Annotated in this window: 16 protein-coding genes and 1 tRNA gene; 9 read left to right on the top strand and 8 right to left on the bottom strand. The window is 59.7% G+C overall.

The annotated features are described in order from the left end of the window. Positions 1–229 precede the first annotated feature (229 nt). The 6 genes from AC13QE_RS10850 (at position 230) to AC13QE_RS10825 (ending at position 3,541) form a co-directional block, all read left to right on the top strand. A tRNA-Pro gene (locus AC13QE_RS10850) sits at positions 230–306 on the top strand. A 420-nt stretch (positions 307–726) separates the two neighbouring features. Further along, complete coding sequence (locus AC13QE_RS10845) at positions 727–1,437, top strand: pentapeptide repeat-containing protein (RefSeq protein WP_488483742.1); 711 nt, start codon at positions 727–729, stop codon at positions 1,435–1,437. A 38-nt stretch (positions 1,438–1,475) separates the two neighbouring features. Next, the gene (locus AC13QE_RS10840) at positions 1,476–1,973 is read left to right on the top strand and encodes a GAF domain-containing protein (protein WP_488483643.1); all 498 of its coding nucleotides are present in this window, start codon (positions 1,476–1,478) and stop codon (positions 1,971–1,973) included. Positions 1,974–2,154: 181 nt separating this feature from the next. Further along, positions 2,155–2,604, top strand: a complete 450-nt coding sequence (gene msrB, locus AC13QE_RS10835; RefSeq protein WP_488483642.1) for a peptide-methionine (R)-S-oxide reductase MsrB — start codon at positions 2,155–2,157, stop codon at positions 2,602–2,604. Further along, a complete protein-coding gene (gene msrA, locus AC13QE_RS10830) occupies positions 2,601–3,128 on the top strand; it encodes a peptide-methionine (S)-S-oxide reductase MsrA (RefSeq protein WP_112335537.1) in 528 nt (175 codons plus the stop codon). The genes msrB and msrA overlap by 4 nt, the downstream gene beginning before the upstream one ends. Continuing rightward, complete coding sequence (locus AC13QE_RS10825) at positions 3,125–3,541, top strand: DUF6314 family protein (RefSeq protein ID WP_488483641.1); 417 nt, start codon at positions 3,125–3,127, stop codon at positions 3,539–3,541. The genes msrA and AC13QE_RS10825 overlap by 4 nt, the downstream gene beginning before the upstream one ends. Positions 3,542–3,572: 31 nt before the next feature. Here AC13QE_RS10825 and AC13QE_RS10820 read toward each other — a convergent pair whose 3' ends face one another. The 4 genes from AC13QE_RS10820 to AC13QE_RS10805 all read right to left on the bottom strand — a co-directional run bounded on the left by AC13QE_RS10820 (position 3,573) and on the right by AC13QE_RS10805 (position 8,671). Further along, a complete protein-coding gene (locus AC13QE_RS10820; protein ID WP_488483640.1) occupies positions 3,573–4,655 on the bottom strand; it encodes a 3-deoxy-7-phosphoheptulonate synthase in 1,083 nt (360 codons plus the stop codon). A gap of 416 nt (positions 4,656–5,071) precedes the next feature. After that, positions 5,072–6,133: a porin gene (locus AC13QE_RS10815; protein ID WP_132716053.1), complete on the bottom strand. Its 1,062-nt coding sequence runs from the start codon at positions 6,131–6,133 to the stop codon at positions 5,072–5,074. A 419-nt stretch (positions 6,134–6,552) separates the two neighbouring features. Further along, positions 6,553–6,894, bottom strand: a complete 342-nt coding sequence (locus AC13QE_RS10810) for a hypothetical protein (protein WP_488483639.1) — start codon at positions 6,892–6,894, stop codon at positions 6,553–6,555. Positions 6,895–7,120: 226 nt separating this feature from the next. Then, on the bottom strand, positions 7,121–8,671 hold the full coding sequence (locus AC13QE_RS10805; RefSeq protein WP_488483638.1) for an MFS transporter: 1,551 nt from the start codon (positions 8,669–8,671) through the stop codon (positions 7,121–7,123). 180 nt (positions 8,672–8,851) lie between these two features. Between AC13QE_RS10805 and AC13QE_RS10800 the strand changes: the two genes are divergently transcribed. After that, positions 8,852–9,775 (top strand): LysR family transcriptional regulator, encoded by a 924-nt coding sequence (locus tag AC13QE_RS10800; RefSeq protein WP_488483637.1) that lies wholly within the window; start codon positions 8,852–8,854, stop codon positions 9,773–9,775. Positions 9,776–9,940: 165 nt separating this feature from the next. Further along, a complete protein-coding gene (gene hisC / locus AC13QE_RS10795) occupies positions 9,941–10,999 on the top strand; it encodes a histidinol-phosphate transaminase (RefSeq protein ID WP_488483636.1) in 1,059 nt (352 codons plus the stop codon). Positions 11,000–11,115: 116 nt separating this feature from the next. Here the strand turns inward: hisC and cysN are convergent, their stop codons facing one another. The 3 genes from cysN to AC13QE_RS10780 form a co-directional block, all read right to left on the bottom strand. Then, positions 11,116–12,606, bottom strand: coding sequence for a sulfate adenylyltransferase subunit CysN (gene cysN / locus AC13QE_RS10790; protein ID WP_488483635.1), 1,491 nt, complete (start codon positions 12,604–12,606; stop codon positions 11,116–11,118). Between the two features lies 1 nt (position 12,607). After that, the gene (gene cysD, locus AC13QE_RS10785) at positions 12,608–13,561 is read right to left on the bottom strand and encodes a sulfate adenylyltransferase subunit CysD (protein ID WP_132716059.1); all 954 of its coding nucleotides are present in this window, start codon (positions 13,559–13,561) and stop codon (positions 12,608–12,610) included. A gap of 126 nt (positions 13,562–13,687) precedes the next feature. After that, on the bottom strand, positions 13,688–14,428 hold the full coding sequence (locus AC13QE_RS10780) for a phosphoadenylyl-sulfate reductase (RefSeq protein ID WP_488483634.1): 741 nt from the start codon (positions 14,426–14,428) through the stop codon (positions 13,688–13,690). Between the two features lie 489 nt (positions 14,429–14,917). On the opposite strand from AC13QE_RS10780, the gene AC13QE_RS10775 reads away from it, so the two are divergent. Continuing rightward, entirely contained in the window at positions 14,918–15,364 is a 447-nt protein-coding gene (locus tag AC13QE_RS10775; protein WP_152093573.1) for an RrF2 family transcriptional regulator, read from the top strand. A 59-nt stretch (positions 15,365–15,423) separates the two neighbouring features. Here AC13QE_RS10775 and AC13QE_RS10770 read toward each other — a convergent pair whose 3' ends face one another. Then, positions 15,424–16,785, bottom strand: a complete 1,362-nt coding sequence (locus tag AC13QE_RS10770; protein ID WP_488483633.1) for a chloride channel protein — start codon at positions 16,783–16,785, stop codon at positions 15,424–15,426. Positions 16,786–16,877: the final 92 nt, after the last annotated feature.

Here is a 16,877-nt window from a genome sequence, read left to right as displayed (position 1 = left end):
CGCTTAGGGCTTTAGCGCCAAAGCCGGCAAAAGAAAATTCCTATCATTGTGTACAAACGGGATTTTACTTGATCTGTTGCGTCTTTTGCACGCCGGCATTTTCGGCCGCTGTTTCCTGCCGATTTTCTAGGCAGATGTGGGTGTAATTTTTTCGTCAAAAATCAAAAGGTTTTTTGAGATTGGTGCTTGTGCATCAAAAATGGCTGGTCTATAGAAGCGCCGCTGGTCACGGAGTGTAGCGCAGTCTGGTAGCGCACCACGTTCGGGACGTGGGGGTCGAGTGTTCGAATCACTCCACTCCGACCAGCTTAAAATACTGATCCTGTTCCCGAAAAATCTCCCGTTTAAGAAGACTGTCTGGCTGGCTTGCGCAAAGGCCGGAGTGGTTCCACCAATATCGTCGGGGCATTTCTATCACGCCGTCCCGCTCCCCGCCGCGGGCCGTATGGAGTTTTGCTACAATTCTTCTAATGCCCGTCGGCCGTTTCCCCACTCCATCGGCTCACATTCAAACCACGTCTTAGATATGCTTTTGCAAAACCGGCTCTTTTTGTCGCCCGAGGCACCATGTACAAGGAAGAGGGACGTGCATCCGACTCAGGGCGAGAGTTCGGCTGGCAGGTGCTGGAGCGGAGTAACGGAATGGATCTTGTGGACGGGGTGGCCAGATTGGTTGGGGAGACGATCATGGGGTGGCGCCAGCGTAACGATGCTGTCGGGAAGAGATTGAGAATCGCAACCTTCTTTGGGGTGCTGGCGTTGAGCGCCGCATTTCTTCTGGGTTCCAGCAGCAATGCCCTGCGCGCCGCCGATTGCGGCAATGTCGCCGGGCCGGGACTGGATTGGAGTGGCTGCAGTAAGGCCAATATCATGCTGCAGAGCAGCGATCTGAAGGGCGCCAATCTGGCAGGCGCGCATTTCGACAGCACCGATCTCAGCGACACCAACCTGACCTCGGCCAATCTCGAAAAGGCTACCCTCGTGCGTGCCTGGCTGAAGAATGCCAAGGCCGATGGCGCTAACTTCGCCAAGATCGAGGCATACCGCTCCGATTTCAGCAACGCTACCGCCAACGGCGCGTCCTTTGCCAATGCCGAATTGCAGCGGGCCGAATTTGCCAGCGCGCAGCTGAAGAACGCTGATTTTCAGAAAGCGGAGCTCGGCCGCGCCGATTTCGACAAGGCCGTACTGACGGGGGCGAATTTCTCCTTCGCTAATCTCTCGCGCGCGACCTTGAACGGTGCGGTGATGGACGGGTCGACCTCCTTCAGCGGCGCCTTCATGTATCTGACGCGCATCGAGGGTCTCGATCTGTCGAACGCAAGCGGTCTGCAGCAGGCACAGATCAATCTGGCTTGCGGGGACAATACGACCATATTGCCGTCTTGGCTGAAGGCGCCGTCCAGCTGGCCTTGCCCTCCCGACGATAAGGACTGATAGTCTCTCCAGCACGGAAACTTCGAAAGACCAAGCCGATGTTTGCAGAAAAAGCGGTCCAGCACGACAGCAAGCCCGAATTCTATCGAGCACTTGCGGATCAGCTGAAGGCCTTGCTTGATGGTGAGCACGATTGGATTGCCAACGCGGCCAATACCTCTGCATTGATCTACCAGATGCTGCCGGACCTCAATTGGGCGGGCTTCTATTTCCTTCAGCGGAAAGACGAGCTTGTGCTGGGGCCGTTCCAGGGAAAGCCAGCCTGCGTCCGCATTGCCGTCGGGCGCGGCGTCTGCGGGACGGCGGTCGAAAGGGCGCAGTCGATCCTCGTCGAGGATGTGCATGCCTTTCCCGGTCACATTGCCTGTGATGCGGCTTCGCGCTCGGAACTGGTCGTGCCGCTCCTTCGCAATGGAAAGGTCTTCGGCGTCATCGATCTCGACAGCCCGCTTCCCGGCCGCTTCGATGGTGACGATCAGGCCGGCATCGAGGCGCTTGCCGCGATTTATGCTGCCTCAAGCGAAGCGAAGAGGTAAAGCGCGGGAAGGGCGGGGCGTCACGCCGTCGTGATCGATATGGCAAATCGATCATGCGATGCCTATATTGGCTCTGCAACCACTCCCTCAGCGCTGATCGAGCTTATTCCGGCCTTCTCCAGTCCTCATTGAGGGCGTCAGGCCAAGCTCGGAAGACGTGCCAAGGGCAAGGAGAACAACGATGGGCAAATACAGCAAGACGGCGGAAGCCATCGCCAAGCTCACTCCTGAGCAGTATCGCGTGACGCAGCAGAGCGGCACGGAACGTCCTGGCTCCGGTGAATATCTCTACAACAAGCAGTCCGGTATCTATGTCGATATTGTCTCCGGCGAGCCCCTTTTTGCCTCGGCCGACAAGTTCGATTCCGGCTGCGGCTGGCCGAGCTTTACCAAACCGATCGAACCCGCCAATGTCAGCGAATTGACCGACAAGTCGCATGGCATGATCCGCGTCGAAGTACGCTCGGCCAATGGCGATAGCCATCTGGGCCATGTCTTCCCGGATGGGCCGATCGATCGCGGCGGCCTGCGCTATTGCATCAATTCCGCCTCGCTCCGCTTCGTGCCGCGTGACCGCATGGAGGCAGAAGGCTATGGTGACTACATCGATCAAGTGGAGGATGTAAGATGACAACGGAACGTGCAGTTCTCGCCGGCGGTTGCTTCTGGGGTATGCAGGATCTCATCCGCCGTTACAACGGCGTCATCTCGACGCGCGTCGGCTACAGCGGCGGCGATGTCCGCAACGCCACCTATCGCAACCATGGCACCCATGCCGAGGCGATCGAAATCATTTTCGATCCGCAGAAGATCAGCTATCGCGATCTGCTGGAGTTCTTCTTCCAGATCCATGATCCCTCCACGCGCAACCGCCAGGGCAACGATGTCGGCTTGAGCTATCGCTCGGCGATCTTCTACACCAGCGAAGAGCAGAAGCAGGTCGCGCTGGATACCATCGCCGATGTCGACGCCTCCGGCCTGTGGCCCGGCAAGGTCGTCACCGAGGTTGCCCCCGTCGGCGATTTCTGGCAGGCAGAGCCGGAGCACCAGGATTATCTGGAGCGCTATCCGAACGGCTATACCTGCCATTTTGTCCGGCCCGGCTGGAAACTGCCCCGCCGGCAGGCCGACGCAGCACAGCGCGCGGCCTCATGATGAAAGGATCGGCCGGTACCGACCGGCTGAACCTCTATCTCGGCACATGGGAGGTGAGGCGGCGAATCCTCGATCGCTTCAACGGCTCCCTGCTCACATTCGAAGGGCAGGCGTTCGTCACGCCTGTCCAGTTCGAGGAGCACGGTGATACGCGAAGCGATCACGCAACGCTCAGAAGTAGCCGCACCTATCGGCTCGATGACGCGTACAAGCATCTCGTCGTGCGTTTCCCCAATCTTTCGGAATTCATTCGCATCGGAGACAGTGCCTCGCAGCGCGTCACCCATCATTGCGGTCCCGATCTCTATCGGGGCCGTCTGTTCTTTCGCTCGCCGGATGCTTGGGCGGAGATGTGGCGTGTGCGCGGGCCTAGAAAAAACTATCTCAGCCTCGCGCACTACCGACGCATTTAGCCTGAACCTGTCTCCCGAATGAGAGACGGCGTTAGCGTGCCTGGCGCCGCGCCTGAACGGCCTTTGCCAGATCTTTCAGCGTGCGGACCGAGGTCGGCCAGTCGATGCAGCCATCGGTGATGCTCTGGCCATAGACCAGCGGCTTGCCCGGCACGAGATCCTGGCGACCCGCAACGAGATTGCTCTCCATCATCATGCCCTTGATCCGTCGGTCGCCGGCTGCAACCTGCTCGGCGACTGAGGTGACGACGAGCGGCTGATTTTCGGGGTTCTTGCTGCTGTTGGCATGGCTGGCATCGATGATGATGCGTGGCTCAAGACCCACTTTGAGAGACTGTTCCGCCGTCGACTGCACGCTGGCTGCATCATAGTTGGGCTCTTTGCCGCCGCGCAGGATGATGTGACAATCTTCATTGCCACGGGTCGAGGCGATCGCAGCAAGACCTTCCTTGGTCACGGCGGGGAAGTGATGCGGCTGTGATGCGGCGACGATCGCGTCGAGCGCGATGCGCACGTCGCCATTCGTGCCATTCTTGAAACCAACGGGGCAGGAGAGGCCGGATGCCAGCTGACGATGCACCTGGCTCTCCGTCGTCCTCGCGCCGATCGCCCCCCAGCTTACCAGATCGGAAATATATTGCGGCGTGATCGTATCGAGATATTCGCAGCCTGCCGGCAAGCCGATCTCGTTGACATCAAACAGCAGCTTGCGGGCAATGCGCAGACCTTCCTCGATGCGGTAGCTGCCGTCGAGATGCGGGTCGTTGATCAGGCCCTTCCAGCCCACCGTCGTGCGCGGTTTCTCAAAATAGACGCGCATGATGATTTCGAGATCGTCGGCGAAGCGATCCCGCTGTTCTTTCAGTCGCGCGGCGTAATCGAGTGCTGCGGCCGGATCGTGGATGGAGCAGGGGCCGATGACGACGATCAGCCGGTCGTCTTCGTCACGCAGAATGTTGTGAACGGCGTTGCGCGCGCCGGTAACGGTCGCCGTCACGGCTTCGTCGCGAGGGATTTCGTCAATGATCCGAGAGGGCGGCGTCAGCGCCGTGATCTCGACAATGCGCAAGTCGTCGGTGGAATTCAACACGGTATCGGTTCCTTTTGGGGTCATACCGTGGCGACAAAAAAGCCGCCAGGTAGACTAGCGGCTGGTTCGGGTCTTTGCTGTCGTGTCTCTTCTAACTACGCACAGGCCCGCCTCCGCTGAGAGCAGCGGTACGAATAAAATCGCGAGGCATATGCGAAGGTCAAAGACATGGGTCGTCTCTACGATAAAAAATGCCTGATGTCGATGAGGGAGAATGAGAATTGAGAGCGCAGCGTCATGACGCCTTCATTTGGGAACGAAATGCCTGCCTGCCCGCTCCCGCACCCTTCTTGCCGAGGCCCTCGGTAAGTTAATCCCTAGGCCTGCCCGAGAGAAATAACGAACCCCTGGCTCGGAAGGATCGGCCCGACTTCGCTGGAAGTCAGGCCGATCCCCATCCGATCAGGGGTCAAGTCAGATCAGATCTCGTAAACGAGCTATTAGAAGCTGCGCTGGAAGCGAAGAACGCCAGCCCACTGGTCCTGATTGATGGAGTCCCAGTTGGTGTAGGAAACTTCCGGCGTGATCTGGAGGTTCTTGACCGGGTTCCACTTGACGTTTGCCGTCGCTGCGAAGATCTTCGAGTCGGTGTAGGCAACCTGAGCGTTAGCCTGCAGCTTTTCGTTGATCGGAACGGTGACGCCGCCCCAAACGGCCCAGTCGCCCCAACCGATACCCTTGGCAGGGCCGGCGCCGTTGGAGTTTGCGTACTTGTTCAGCTTGTCGCCATCGGTGTTCCAGCCGCCCATCAAGAAGGCCTTGAAGACGCCGAAGTCGGCATCGACGCGAGCCTTGATGGCGCCTTCTTCGACGATGGAGTCATAACCACCGACGATCTTGAAGCCGAAGTTGCCAGCCTTGTAGCCAGCGCCGGCAACGACGTCAGGCAGGTAGTGGTTGGTGCTGTCTTCGCCGTTAGCGCCCTTGGCGCCCGAACCGGAGTTGCTGTCTTCAACCGAGACCACAGCCGTGAAGCCGTTGCCGGCGTCGTAGTTGTAGGTCAACTGGTTGAGTTCGTACGGGCCGTCATTGACCACGTCGTCGTTGATGACGCCGCCGGCATAACCGATGTACGAGTTGTACTGGGAGTCAGCCTTACCGACCAGGAAACCGCCGAGGCTGATGTTTGCGAACAGCAGCTTCGTGGTGGTCGCGCCGCCATCCTGCCAGTCGAAGCGGATGACCGTGTTGGTCTTCAGCGGACCGTATTCAGTGTCGGTCGCAGTGTCGAGGCTCAGATGAGCACGGGTATGCCAGAGAGTGCCATTGTGGCTGTCTGGGTTGTAGGCATCGTACCACTTGCCTTCGGTACGGACATAACCGCCGATCTTGAGGCAGGTTTCCGAGCCCGGGATGAAGAAGTAGCCAGCGCCATATGCGTCGCAGATGCGGACGTATTCGAGCGGTTCCGGCTCGGCAGCAACGATAGCGTCGGCTGCGTGAGCGCCAGAAACTGCTGCCAGAGCAGCAGCGGAGCCGAGAAGAAGGCTCTTGATGTTCATAAAAACTCCAATCCAATATAGATTGGGCATAGGCTATCGCGCCGAAAATCGACGTGCCCTTACCCTATCCCTGTTTAAAACCCCGACTCGGGAGAAACGGGCCCCACCCGCTTCTGGTCCTTATTAGAGACCAATTCCTAGAAAGTTATATGATATATTTTTCTCGGAATGACTTTTTCGTGAAATTTAAGTTTCAGTTGCAGGAAAGCAACATTGGCAAATAAAGATGCTAAGCGAAGCATAATATTTGCTGCGCAATAGTCACTTTGATGTACAATAACCCGTTTGCTCGTTTATTATTGTTTGGAAATATTGTCGCCGTCCGGATATCGAGCACAATTGCCCACCAACGCAAATGAGGCCACGGCCAAGAAGGCATGTCCGTGCGATCGATGTTGCTCTTCCTGTGCGGGTTGATATCAGGCGGGTCGCTTCGAAGCCGGGATGAGGAGCTTGCTCAGCATCGAGCCGATCATAATTCCCCAAAGCCCGCTGGTCATGCCAACGATAATGTCTAGCGTCGAACCAAAATTCCCGTTCGCCAGGAGATGCGAAACGGAAAGCGCCAATACGCTACCGATCATCAAAAGGCAGGTGAAGGATGGGGATTGCGGATAAGCGAGGCGTGCAAGCATGCCTGCGATACAGAGTGCGACGGCGCGAAAAATGTCGAACGGATTGCCGAATGTGCCCTGCCAATTGAAATGTGCGAGCGTCACGCCAACGAGCGCCGCTATATAGGTCCAGGCAATAATCTTCAAAAACCGGTCTGATATCATGCGGATATGATATAGCAGCGGTGGATATAAACGCTAGCCGGGCGCTGCCCAGGGGAGCGTTCGTAGATGGATCTGGCGCGCACATTTTATGTGGCCTCGAAACATTCTGTTGCAGCGTGGCAGGTTTTTCGGCCTTCGATCGGCCTTCTTGTTATGCCGGGTCGGGGCGGGCTGACCGAGTAATTTTCCGGTCAGCTGCCAACATTACTTAAGCGTTCGATACGCGTATAGTATCCTCTTCCTCTCCCGGTTGCTCGGCATCTTCTGCTACAGCACTTGCTGACGATCGGCCGAGGAAAGAAAAGACGACGACGGCTGTCAGGACAGTGATGCCGGTTAGTAGCCAGAGCAGCGTGCTGAAGGCGTCGCCATAGCTCTGGATAAGAGCGTCGTGCCCGATCGCGGGCACATTCGATGCTGCTGCGGCCAGGTTGCCGGTTACGAGCTGCTGTGCAGCCATAGCGGCATGTTCACCGAGATTCGACTGGATAAAGGCGGAGAGAACGGCGCTGACGATGGCAAGCGCGACCCCTTCGCCGGCGACGCGGGTAGTGCTGAAAATGCCGGTTGCCATGCCGGCTCGCTCCTTGGGAACAACGCTGACGGCGAGCCCATCCATCAAGCCCCAGGGCAGGCTGATGCCGACGCCGATCGTCAACAGCGGGCCGATGAGGCCAAATGGAGCCGAGCCTGCTGCAAAATGGCTGAGCCAGAAAAGGCCTGCCGCCGAGATGACGAGGCCGGTGCCGCAGATCGTTGCGGGGCTGAACCAGCGGGTGAGAAGTCCTGCAACGATCGGCAGGACGAGCAGCGGCGCCGAAAGCGCAACCATCATCCGCCCGGCACCGATCTCGCTCATGCCCTCGATGCCGACGAAGCGCACGGGCAGCAGGATCAGCAAAACGACGAAGGCATAGGCGGGTGCTGCCGCCAGAAGCTGCACGCCGACGAAACGCGGATAGCGAAAGAGGCTGAGATCCAGCATGGGCCGTTTCGCAACGCGCTCAATGATGCCGAAGGCAAGGAAGAACAGTGCTGCGCCGGTCAGCAGGGCGAGGACGAGCGGATCGCTCCAGCCAGTTTCCGGCGCACGCAGCACGCCATAGGTGAAGAGCGTCAAGGCAAGCGTGAAGCTCAGTGCGCCCGGCCAATCCAGCCCCGCCGCGTCGGGATCTTTGGATTCGCGCAGGAAGCAGGCGCCGAGGCCAAGTGCGAGCAACGCCAGGGCGACCACGAGAATGAAGATGGACGGCCAGCCAAAGGCATCGATCATCAGGCCGGATGCGATCGGCCCGAAGGCGAGACCGACGCCGAAGCTGGAGCCGACGATGCTGAAAGCACGCATCCGCGCCGTGCCGTCGAACTCCTGCGCCAGCGAGGCCATGCCTCCGGAAAAAGCGGCGGCTGCGCCAAGGCCCTGCAGTGCCCTCAATATATCAAACCAGACGATGTTGCCGGCTAGCGCTAAGCCGGCTGAGAAGAGCGCGAAGCAGCCGACGCCAGCCAGGAAGATACGCCGCCGGCCAAAGCTGTCTGCCAGCGCGCCGGATGCCATCAGGCAGCTGCCGAAGGTCAGCATGAAGGCATTGGTGACCCAGTTGAGCGCGATTGGGCTGCCGCCGAGCGTGCGGCTGATGGCCGGCAAGGCAACAGCGGGGCCGGTGAATGTCAGCGGCATCGCCGCTGCGGCGCAGCAGACGGCGACGAGGACGAAGAATTTCTCGGTCGGACTTGCGACCTTTGTCTGGGGAGAAGTCATCAGATTACCATGAGGTTTGAGCAAAGGGGAAGTGGCGGGCAATCCTGGGAGTGGTGCTGGCCAAAGGCCGGTGCTCGCGCGCTTCAAATGACTCAAGCAGGATATATTTGCTGTAATTGGATGATAATTGCGCTAGTTTTCCATATATACCGGAATAAAACTCTCGAATGGAATGCGCCCATGGATCGTTTGAGCGGCCTGACGGCCTTTGTTCGCACCGCGGATCTCGGCAGCTTTGCCGCTGCTGGACGCGTGCTCGGCCTTTCGGCATCCGCCGTCGGCAAGGCGGTCAGCAATCTGGAGCATCAGCTTGGCGTCCGGCTGCTGCAGCGTTCCACGCGCAGCATCCGGTTGACCGAGGAGGGGCGTCTCTTTCATGAACGCTGCCGGCGGGTGCTCGACGATCTCGAGGATGCGCAGGCCTCGCTTGCGCAGGCGGTTGCCGTGCCACGCGGGCGGTTGCGCGTTAGTGTGCCGATCGTCAGCTACCACTTCCTCTTGCCTGTCGTGCCGGAATTCGTGGCCCGCTATCCCGAGGTCGAACTCGACATCGATTTCAACGACCGTATCGTCGATATGATCGAGGAGGGCGTCGATGTTGCGATCCGAAGCGGCGACCTGCCGGATTCGCGGCTGATATCGCGCACCTTGCGGCCGTTTCAAATGTTGCTCTGCGGCGCGCCCGGCTATCTCGAACGCTTCGGTACTCCCGGTTGCCCGCGCGATCTCAACGAGCATCTGGCCGTCAGATTTCGCTTTCCCAACAGCGGCAAGCTGCAGGATTGGCCGCTGACCACGCCGGAAGGCGAGCCGGATCTAAGGATGCGAACGGCCTTCTCCTGCAACAATATGGAGGCGGTGCGCGGCGCGACCGTTGCCGGCCTCGGCATCGGCTGCATGCCGGATTTCCTCGTGCGCAGTACGCTTGCCGAAGGAACGCTCAGAACCGTTCTAGACGATTTCATTGACGAACCCGGCCATTTCCATCTGCTCTGGCCGTCCAATCGCCATATGTCGCCCAAGGTTCGGGTTTTCGTCGATTTTCTGAGCGAGCGGTTGTTTGCAAAGAGCTGTGATGTTTTGCCGGCGACGACCGCTGCCTGAGAGACAGATCATCGTATCGGCTTGAGGTCCGCTTGCCTGCCGAGCGAGATAATTTCAGAATCGCTCGGGAGGCAGTTGTCGCGGGAGCTCGAGTTTGCGACGGTGTTTGCTCATATGCAGACTTGCCGCACGATCGGTCTGCAATCGCTAACTTTGGAAATCACGATGAGCCGCTTCTGGAGCCCTATTGTTCATTCCTTGATCCCCTATGTCGCCGGCGAGCAGCCGGCCACGGGCGGAATAATCAAGCTCAACACCAATGAGAGCCCTTACGGTCCTTCGCCGCTTGCCCTAGAGGCGATCTCGAAGGCTGCATCCGATACACTGCGGCTCTATCCGGATCCGACGGCGCGCGAGTTGCGTGTTACAATCGCCGAGAGTTTCGGGCTCGACAAGGACGAGGTCTTCGTCGGCAATGGATCGGACGAGGTTTTGGCCCACACGTTCCAGGCGCTGTTGAACCATGATGAGCCCTTGCTTTTCCCCGACATCAGCTACAGCTTCTATCCGACCTATTGCCGCCTCTTCGGCGTGGCGTACCGGCAAGTTCCGGTTGATGCCGAAATGCGGGTCCGCCTCGAGGATTATCGCCAGCCCTGCGGTGCAATCATTCTGCCCAATCCCAATGCGCCGACAGGCATCGGCCTGCCTCTGGCTGATATTGAAACTCTTCTTAGGGATCATCCCGATCAGGTCGTCGTCATCGACGAAGCCTATGTCGATTTCGGCGGCGAAAGCGCGGTTCCACTTGTCCGGACATATCCGAACCTCTTGGTAATCCAGACCCTGTCGAAGTCGCGCGGGCTCGCCGGCCTGCGTGTCGGTTTCGCTGTTGGGCAGAGACCGCTGATCGAGGCACTGGAAAGGGTCAAGGATAGTTTCAATTCCTATCCTCTCGATCGGCTCGCGCAGGCAGGTGCCGTCGCGGCCTGGAAGGATCGGGACTGGTTCGAACGCCATCGCGCCATGATCATCGCCAGCCGGGAACGGCTGGCTGCCAAACTCGGGGAGCTGGGCTTTCACGTTCTGCCGTCATCCGCCAATTTTCTCTTCGCGCGGCATCCGAGCAGGCCGGGTGTGGAACTGGCGGCAGAGCTTCGGAGCAGGAACATTCTGGTAAGACGGTTTTCCGCCGAGCGTATCGACGACTTTCTGCGCATCACGATTGGAACGGATGAGGAGTGTGACCGCCTGGTGGCGGCTTTCGGCGAGATATTGCAGTGATCTCACGCTTTGAGCGATTGCTCCACGGCTGATTGGGGTGATTGGGTGAGCAGCCCTACAAATGACAAGGCGGCGGAGCCGAGCCCGCCGCCTTCTGTCATTACATATGATAGCGATCAGATGTCGCTTGCCGCGTTCGCCCAGATTTCCGCGGCCTGTGCGGCGGTGACGCGGCGCACATCCGTTTCATCGCGGCGGCTGGCGAAGAGCTCGCTTGCCATGATCTGCTCGGCGAGATCGGCGGGCAGGGACAGGAGAACGCGCTGGCCATCCTTGTGAATGCCGCCGACATCGGAACGCTTGCCGGTGATCATGCCGCCCGCAACCGTGTTGTTGCTTTCCGGATCGATCAGGATGAAGGAGCCGGTCGAGCGGTTCTGCTCATAGGGATCGAAGATGGCGCTCTCATCAAAGGTCAGGCGGACCTTGCCGATCGCGTTCATCCATAGCGCTTGCGCCGGAGCCCATGCGCCGGTCTTCAGCTCAAGCTGGGCGATCGGCTGCACCTGCACGCGCTGGCGGCGGCTGCCGCTCTTCAGCCAGTAGCGCTTGCCAGGCTCGATGCCCTCAGGCTGCAGCGCGACGATCTGCGCGTCGAAGGAGAGGCCGGTCTGCGGCTGGCTGTCGATGGCGACGATCATGTCACCACGCGATACGTCGACCTGGCGGTCGAGAACGAGCGTGATCGCATCGCCGGCGACCGCCGCGTTGCGCACGAGATCGAAGGTGACGATCTTCGAGACATTGGCGACCATGCCCGACGGCAGAATCATGACGCTGTCACCAGGCTTCACCGAACCGCCGGCAACGGTGCCCTGATAGCCGCGGAAGCTCTCACCCGGGCGGGAGACGCGCTGTACCGAAAGACGGAAGCCGACCGTCTGGGCGGAGCGAACGGTCGCCAGTTCCAGCGTTTCGACCAGCGTCGGGCCGGTGTACCACGGCATGGCAGCCTGGCCGGAATAGACGACGTTTTCACCCTTCAGCGCCGACATCGGAATGGCGGTGATCTGCTTGACGCCGAGCGACAGGGCGAATTCGCGGAAGTCGTTGGAGATCTTCTCGAAGCCGGCGCGGTCGTAGTTCGTCAGGTCAATCTTGTTGACGGCGAGCACGAACTGCTTGATGCCGAGCAGCGACGCGATCGTTGCATGACGGCGGGTCTGCTCGAGGATGCCCATGCGCGCATCGACCAACAGCACGGCAAGATCGGCGGTGGAGGCACCGGTTGCCATGTTGCGGGTGTACTGCTCATGGCCGGGCGTGTCGGCGACGATAAAGGAGCGCTTGTCGGTCGAGAAATAGCGATAGGCGACATCGATGGTGATGCCCTGTTCGCGCTCTGCCTGCAGACCGTCGAGCAGCAGTGCAAAGTCGGGCAGGCCGAGATCGTTCTGCTTGCCGGTGGAATCGCGCTGAAGCGTGGCAGCCTGGTCTTCCTTGACCGCCTTGGTATCCCATAGGAGACGGCCGATCAGCGTCGACTTGCCGTCATCGACGCTGCCGCAGGTAATCAGGCGAAGCGGGCGCGAATCGCGGAGAGCCTTGGCCGTTTCGGCAGCAGGCCCGACAGCGGGAATTGTGACGACGTTTGCGTTGACGGTCATCTCAGAAATATCCTTCGCGCTTCTTCTTTTCCATGGAGCCGGACTGGTCGCGATCGATGGCGCGGCCCTGACGTTCGGAAACCGTGGCGATTTCCAGCTCTGCAATGATCTCTTCAAGGGTCGTGGCGGTGGAGCGGATGGCTCCCGTCAGCGGGAAGCAGCCGAGCGTGCGGAAACGGATGAGTTCCTCGCGCTTGGTCTCGCCCGGCAGCAGCTCGAGCCGCGGATCGGCGGCCATGATCATCATGCCGTCGCGCTCGACGATTGGGCGCTTCGCCGCGAAATAGAGCGGCACGATCGGAATTTCCTCGGCCTGGATGTAGCGCCAGATATCCACTTCGGTCCAGTTGGAAAGCGGGAAGACGCGAACGCTTTCGCCCTTGCGGATCTGGCCGTTATAGATGTTCCAGAGTTCCGGGCGCTGGTTACGCGGATCCCAGCGATGATCCGGTGTGCGGAAGGAATAGATGCGTTCCTTGGCGCGCGAGGCTTCCTCGTCGCGGCGCGCACCGCCGAAAGCCGCGTCGAACTGGCCGGCATCGAGCGCATGACGCAGCGCTTCCGTCTTCATGATATCGGTGTAGCGCGCCGATCCATAGGTGAAGGGCGTGATGTTCTCCGCCTTGCCACGCGGATTGATGTGCTCGATTAGGTCGAGATCATACTTCTTCACGATCTCGTCGCGGAAGGTGATCATCTCCGCGAATTTCCAGCCGGTATTCACGTGCAGGAGCGGGAAAGGCACGCGGCCGGGATAGAAGGCCTTGCGCGCCAGATGCAGCAGCACCGACGAATCCTTGCCGATCGAATAGAGCATGACAGGACGCTCGAACTCGGCCGCAACCTCGCGGAAGATATGGATCGCCTCGTTTTCCAGCGCCTTCAGATGTGGATCGAGCGGTGGCTTGGCGCTTTGCGGATGGGAGATTTCCGTATCCGGACGGCTATCAGGCATTTATCACTCCAGAACTTTCAAATGTCCCGACCGAAACTTGGCCGGAAAGAATGGATGCGTTGGTTCCCGGTTGAACAGCGGCGTAGGAAACGCGCTTCGAATCGATGCCGGGAGCCAGCGGGTGCTTTATTGTGCTGCTGAGGCAGCACCTTCTTCGTGGACATGCAGACCGCATTCGCGCTTTTCGTCGTTCTCCCACCACCAGCGGCCGGCGCGCTCGGGCTCGCCGGGCTTGATGGCGCGGGTGCAGGGCTCACAGCCGATCGAGGGATAGCCTCGTGCATGCAGCGGGTTTACCGGCACGCCGTTGTCGGCGACGTAAGCGCGGATCACATCGATATCCCAATCGGCAAGCGGGTTGATCTTGATCAGGTTGCGCTCGGGATCGAATTCGGCAAAGGGCGTATCGGCGCGGTTGGCGGACTGGCCGCGGCGCAGGCCGGTGATCCAGATGGTGGCACCGGAGAGTGCGCGCGCAAGAGGCTTCAGCTTGCGCACGCCACAACAGGCATGCCTGGCTTCGACGCTCTCATAGAAACCGTTCAGACCGTATTTTGCAGCATAGGCGTCGATATCGGTCTGCTCCGGCTCGTAACGAACGATGTGGATATCGTATTGGCTTTCCGTCTCGTCGATCAGAGCGAGCGTTTCCGGGAAGAGGCGGCCGGTCTGTAGGGTCGCCACCTCGATCGGCAGGCGATGATTGCCTATCTCCGCCGTGATCACCTGATCTTCGATCCCGAGCGACGTCGTGAATACGGCGCGGCCACCGAGACCGGCCACGAGAGACAGACGGCCGGCAAGGTCGAGCGATGCAAGCTGGCTGTTGAGCGTCGCGGCATCTTCAATAAGGGTAATGGCAGTCATGGGGATCCTGTCCTGATGTTGCCGGGAGTATCGCAGTTCGTAACGGCAGCGGACAGAAAAATAGATTTCGAAAGGATGCAGATGGAGGGTAAATATCTCCATGAAGCAGTGCCCATAAGAAAAAGCGACCGCCTCGGCTGTTAACCAAGGCGATTTGCCCCCGGAAGCGGGCCTTCGAAAGCACTTGATATGGCTGGCCATGTTTAAGTGCTTGCTTTAATGTCTATAGAAATAGTAGAGTTACACATAGCTTGTCAAATGGAAATCCGAAGTGATGCCCGAAATGATGCGCTGCGGCGGATTTCGTGCTAAACCATGGGCATAGCGACGAAGAATGATAACAAGTCTGGGTTGCTAACGTTTCCTGGCCGTGCGCCAAGGGTGTGAGTGCTTCGAAATTGCCCCGGGGACGAGGGCTGAGGAGTTCTACAACGTACCGGCCGAATCGCTCGACCGGACGTATCGCATGTGTGTGTGAAGCGGTTCGAAATGATTACTCAGAAAGCAAAATATGCGCTGCGGGCGCTATCTGCCTTGGCCCAATCCGAGGCGGGTGAGCCGATGATGATTTCCGACATCGCTGCCCAACAGAAGATCCCGAAGAAATTCCTCGAACAGATCCTTCTCGACCTGAAGCATCAGGGCATCGTCATCAGCCGCCGCGGCAAGCAGGGCGGCTATCTCCTGCGCAAGCCGGCGGATGAAATCACCTTTGGCGAAATCCTGCGGGTCATCGACGGACCGCTGGCGCCGCTGCCCTGTCTGTCACTGACAGCCTATCGTCGCTGCGACGATTGCGACGGCGAGCAGACCTGCGAAATCCGCCACGTCTTCGCCCGAGTGGCGGACGCGACCCGCAAGGTATTGTTCTCGACGACCATCGCCGATGCCATCGCTCAGCCGGAGGATGCGGAAGTTGCCAGGCTGATGGCCTGACTGATCAGAGTCCAAGGGAACTCACGGGTCTTCCCTGCGGGCTCGCAGCGCTTCGACAATCAATGGGCGGCGTGTTCCTCGCCGCCTTCCTTGTCCATGGCGCGCCGGGCGCGGATCGCCGCTGCGATGAAGACGCGGGATAGGCCATGATATAAGGGCTCGCGCGACAGCAACCGCGAGGTAACATAGCCGATCATCGATACAGCCATGATCGGGATGACGGCCTGATGGTCGCCGGTCATTTCGAGGATGATGACGAAGGCGGTCATAGGTGCCTGAACCACACCAGCGAAATAGCCGGCCATCCCGAGGATCGCCGCAAGAGCAATGCTGCCGCCGATCAGCGTGCCGACCGTGCTGCCGAAGCCGGCGCCGACGGCAAGCGAAGGCGCGAAAATGCCGCCGGGAATGGCCGATATCATCGACAGGAAGCTTGCCAGTAGCTTCTCGACAAAGAAGAGCGGGGGCAGGGCATGTCCTTCCACCGCGCCGCGGGCTTGCTCGTAACCGGTGCCGAAGGTTTGGCCGCCGGAGAGCACGCCGACAGCGGCAACGACAAGACCGCAGAGGCCGGCCAGGATCAGCATGCGTTTCAACGGCTGCGGTTGCGCCCAGCGGCGGATGCGGATGCCGGCATAGAGCGCCAATCCGCTGAAGGTGGCGCCGAGCGCACCGCCGCCGACACCGCAGATCAGCATGACGATCCAGTCTCGAAACATCGTCGGCGCCGCATCGGCCGTGCCGAAATAATTGTAGCTGCCGGAAAGGCCGAGTGCGGCGAGGCCGGAAAGAATGACCGCGGTCAGCACAAGGCCATTGGCGCGTGATTCATAGGTGCGGCTCATTTCCTCGATAGCGAAAACGATACCCGCAAGCGGCGTATTGAAGGCGGCCGCGATGCCGGCAGCAGAGCCCGCGAGGATCAGCCCCTTCGCCTGCGCCATCCCGCCGAAGCGGGCAACCGCCAGCATGAAGGACGCGCCGACCTGCACTGTCGGCCCCTCGCGGCCGATCGAGGCACCGCTTAAGAGCCCCAATATGGTCAGCACGATCTTGCCGAAGGCGAGCCTGAGCGAGAGCAGCTTCGTTCGATCCTCTTCATGATGCAGATGCCGTGCGGCGATCGCCTGCGGAATGCCGCTTCCTTGCGAATTGGGAAACAGCGTCGCTGCAAGATAAGCCGACAACACGAAACCGAGCGGCGTCAGCAGGAGCGGCAGCAGCCACATCCACTCGCCCGATTGCGTCACGCCGGTAAAAGCCCGCTGCGCCAGATCGGCGAGCTTGGCGAAGCCGACGCTGATGACGCCGATCGCCAGAGCGCCCGTCCAGAACACCAGACGTGGCCGCCAGAGATTGAAAGATCCCCAGAAAACGCGGGAACGGCGGAGCAGCTTGGACTTGCGGTAGATGGGGGGCATGGGACGTGTGACCGTTATGCTGGCCCGCTGCCCTTTGGAGGCATTTTTCCGGGCCGCTCACCTCGTGGGGAGAATTGCGATATCGATCTTTC

It is taken from the genome of Martinezella sp. CNPSo 3957 (assembly GCF_057784395.1).
Note: the sequence above shows the minus strand (reverse complement) of the source record. Positions and strands in the feature narration are given on the sequence as shown.

Excerpts from the sequence above, each read along its gene's own strand:
- AC13QE_RS10840 (WP_488483643.1), top strand. The coding sequence starts at position 1,476 with ATGTTTGCAGAAAAAGCGGTCCAGCACGACAGCAAGCCCGAATTCTAT.
- msrB (WP_488483642.1), top strand. The coding sequence starts at position 2,155 with ATGGGCAAATACAGCAAGACGGCGGAAGCCATCGCCAAGCTCACTCCT.
- msrA (WP_112335537.1), top strand. The coding sequence starts at position 2,601 with ATGACAACGGAACGTGCAGTTCTCGCCGGCGGTTGCTTCTGGGGTATG.
- AC13QE_RS10825 (WP_488483641.1), top strand. The coding sequence starts at position 3,125 with ATGATGAAAGGATCGGCCGGTACCGACCGGCTGAACCTCTATCTCGGC.
- AC13QE_RS10820 (WP_488483640.1), bottom strand. The coding sequence starts at position 4,655 with ATGACCCCAAAAGGAACCGATACCGTGTTGAATTCCACCGACGACTTG.
- AC13QE_RS10815 (WP_132716053.1), bottom strand. The coding sequence starts at position 6,133 with ATGAACATCAAGAGCCTTCTTCTCGGCTCCGCTGCTGCTCTGGCAGCA.
- AC13QE_RS10805 (WP_488483638.1), bottom strand. The coding sequence starts at position 8,671 with ATGACTTCTCCCCAGACAAAGGTCGCAAGTCCGACCGAGAAATTCTTC.
- AC13QE_RS10800 (WP_488483637.1), top strand. The coding sequence starts at position 8,852 with ATGGATCGTTTGAGCGGCCTGACGGCCTTTGTTCGCACCGCGGATCTC.
- hisC (WP_488483636.1), top strand. The coding sequence starts at position 9,941 with ATGAGCCGCTTCTGGAGCCCTATTGTTCATTCCTTGATCCCCTATGTC.
- cysN (WP_488483635.1), bottom strand. The coding sequence starts at position 12,606 with ATGACCGTCAACGCAAACGTCGTCACAATTCCCGCTGTCGGGCCTGCT.
- cysD (WP_132716059.1), bottom strand. The coding sequence starts at position 13,561 with ATGCCTGATAGCCGTCCGGATACGGAAATCTCCCATCCGCAAAGCGCC.
- AC13QE_RS10780 (WP_488483634.1), bottom strand. The coding sequence starts at position 14,428 with ATGACTGCCATTACCCTTATTGAAGATGCCGCGACGCTCAACAGCCAG.
- AC13QE_RS10775 (WP_152093573.1), top strand. The coding sequence starts at position 14,918 with ATGATTACTCAGAAAGCAAAATATGCGCTGCGGGCGCTATCTGCCTTG.
- AC13QE_RS10770 (WP_488483633.1), bottom strand. The coding sequence starts at position 16,785 with ATGCCCCCCATCTACCGCAAGTCCAAGCTGCTCCGCCGTTCCCGCGTT.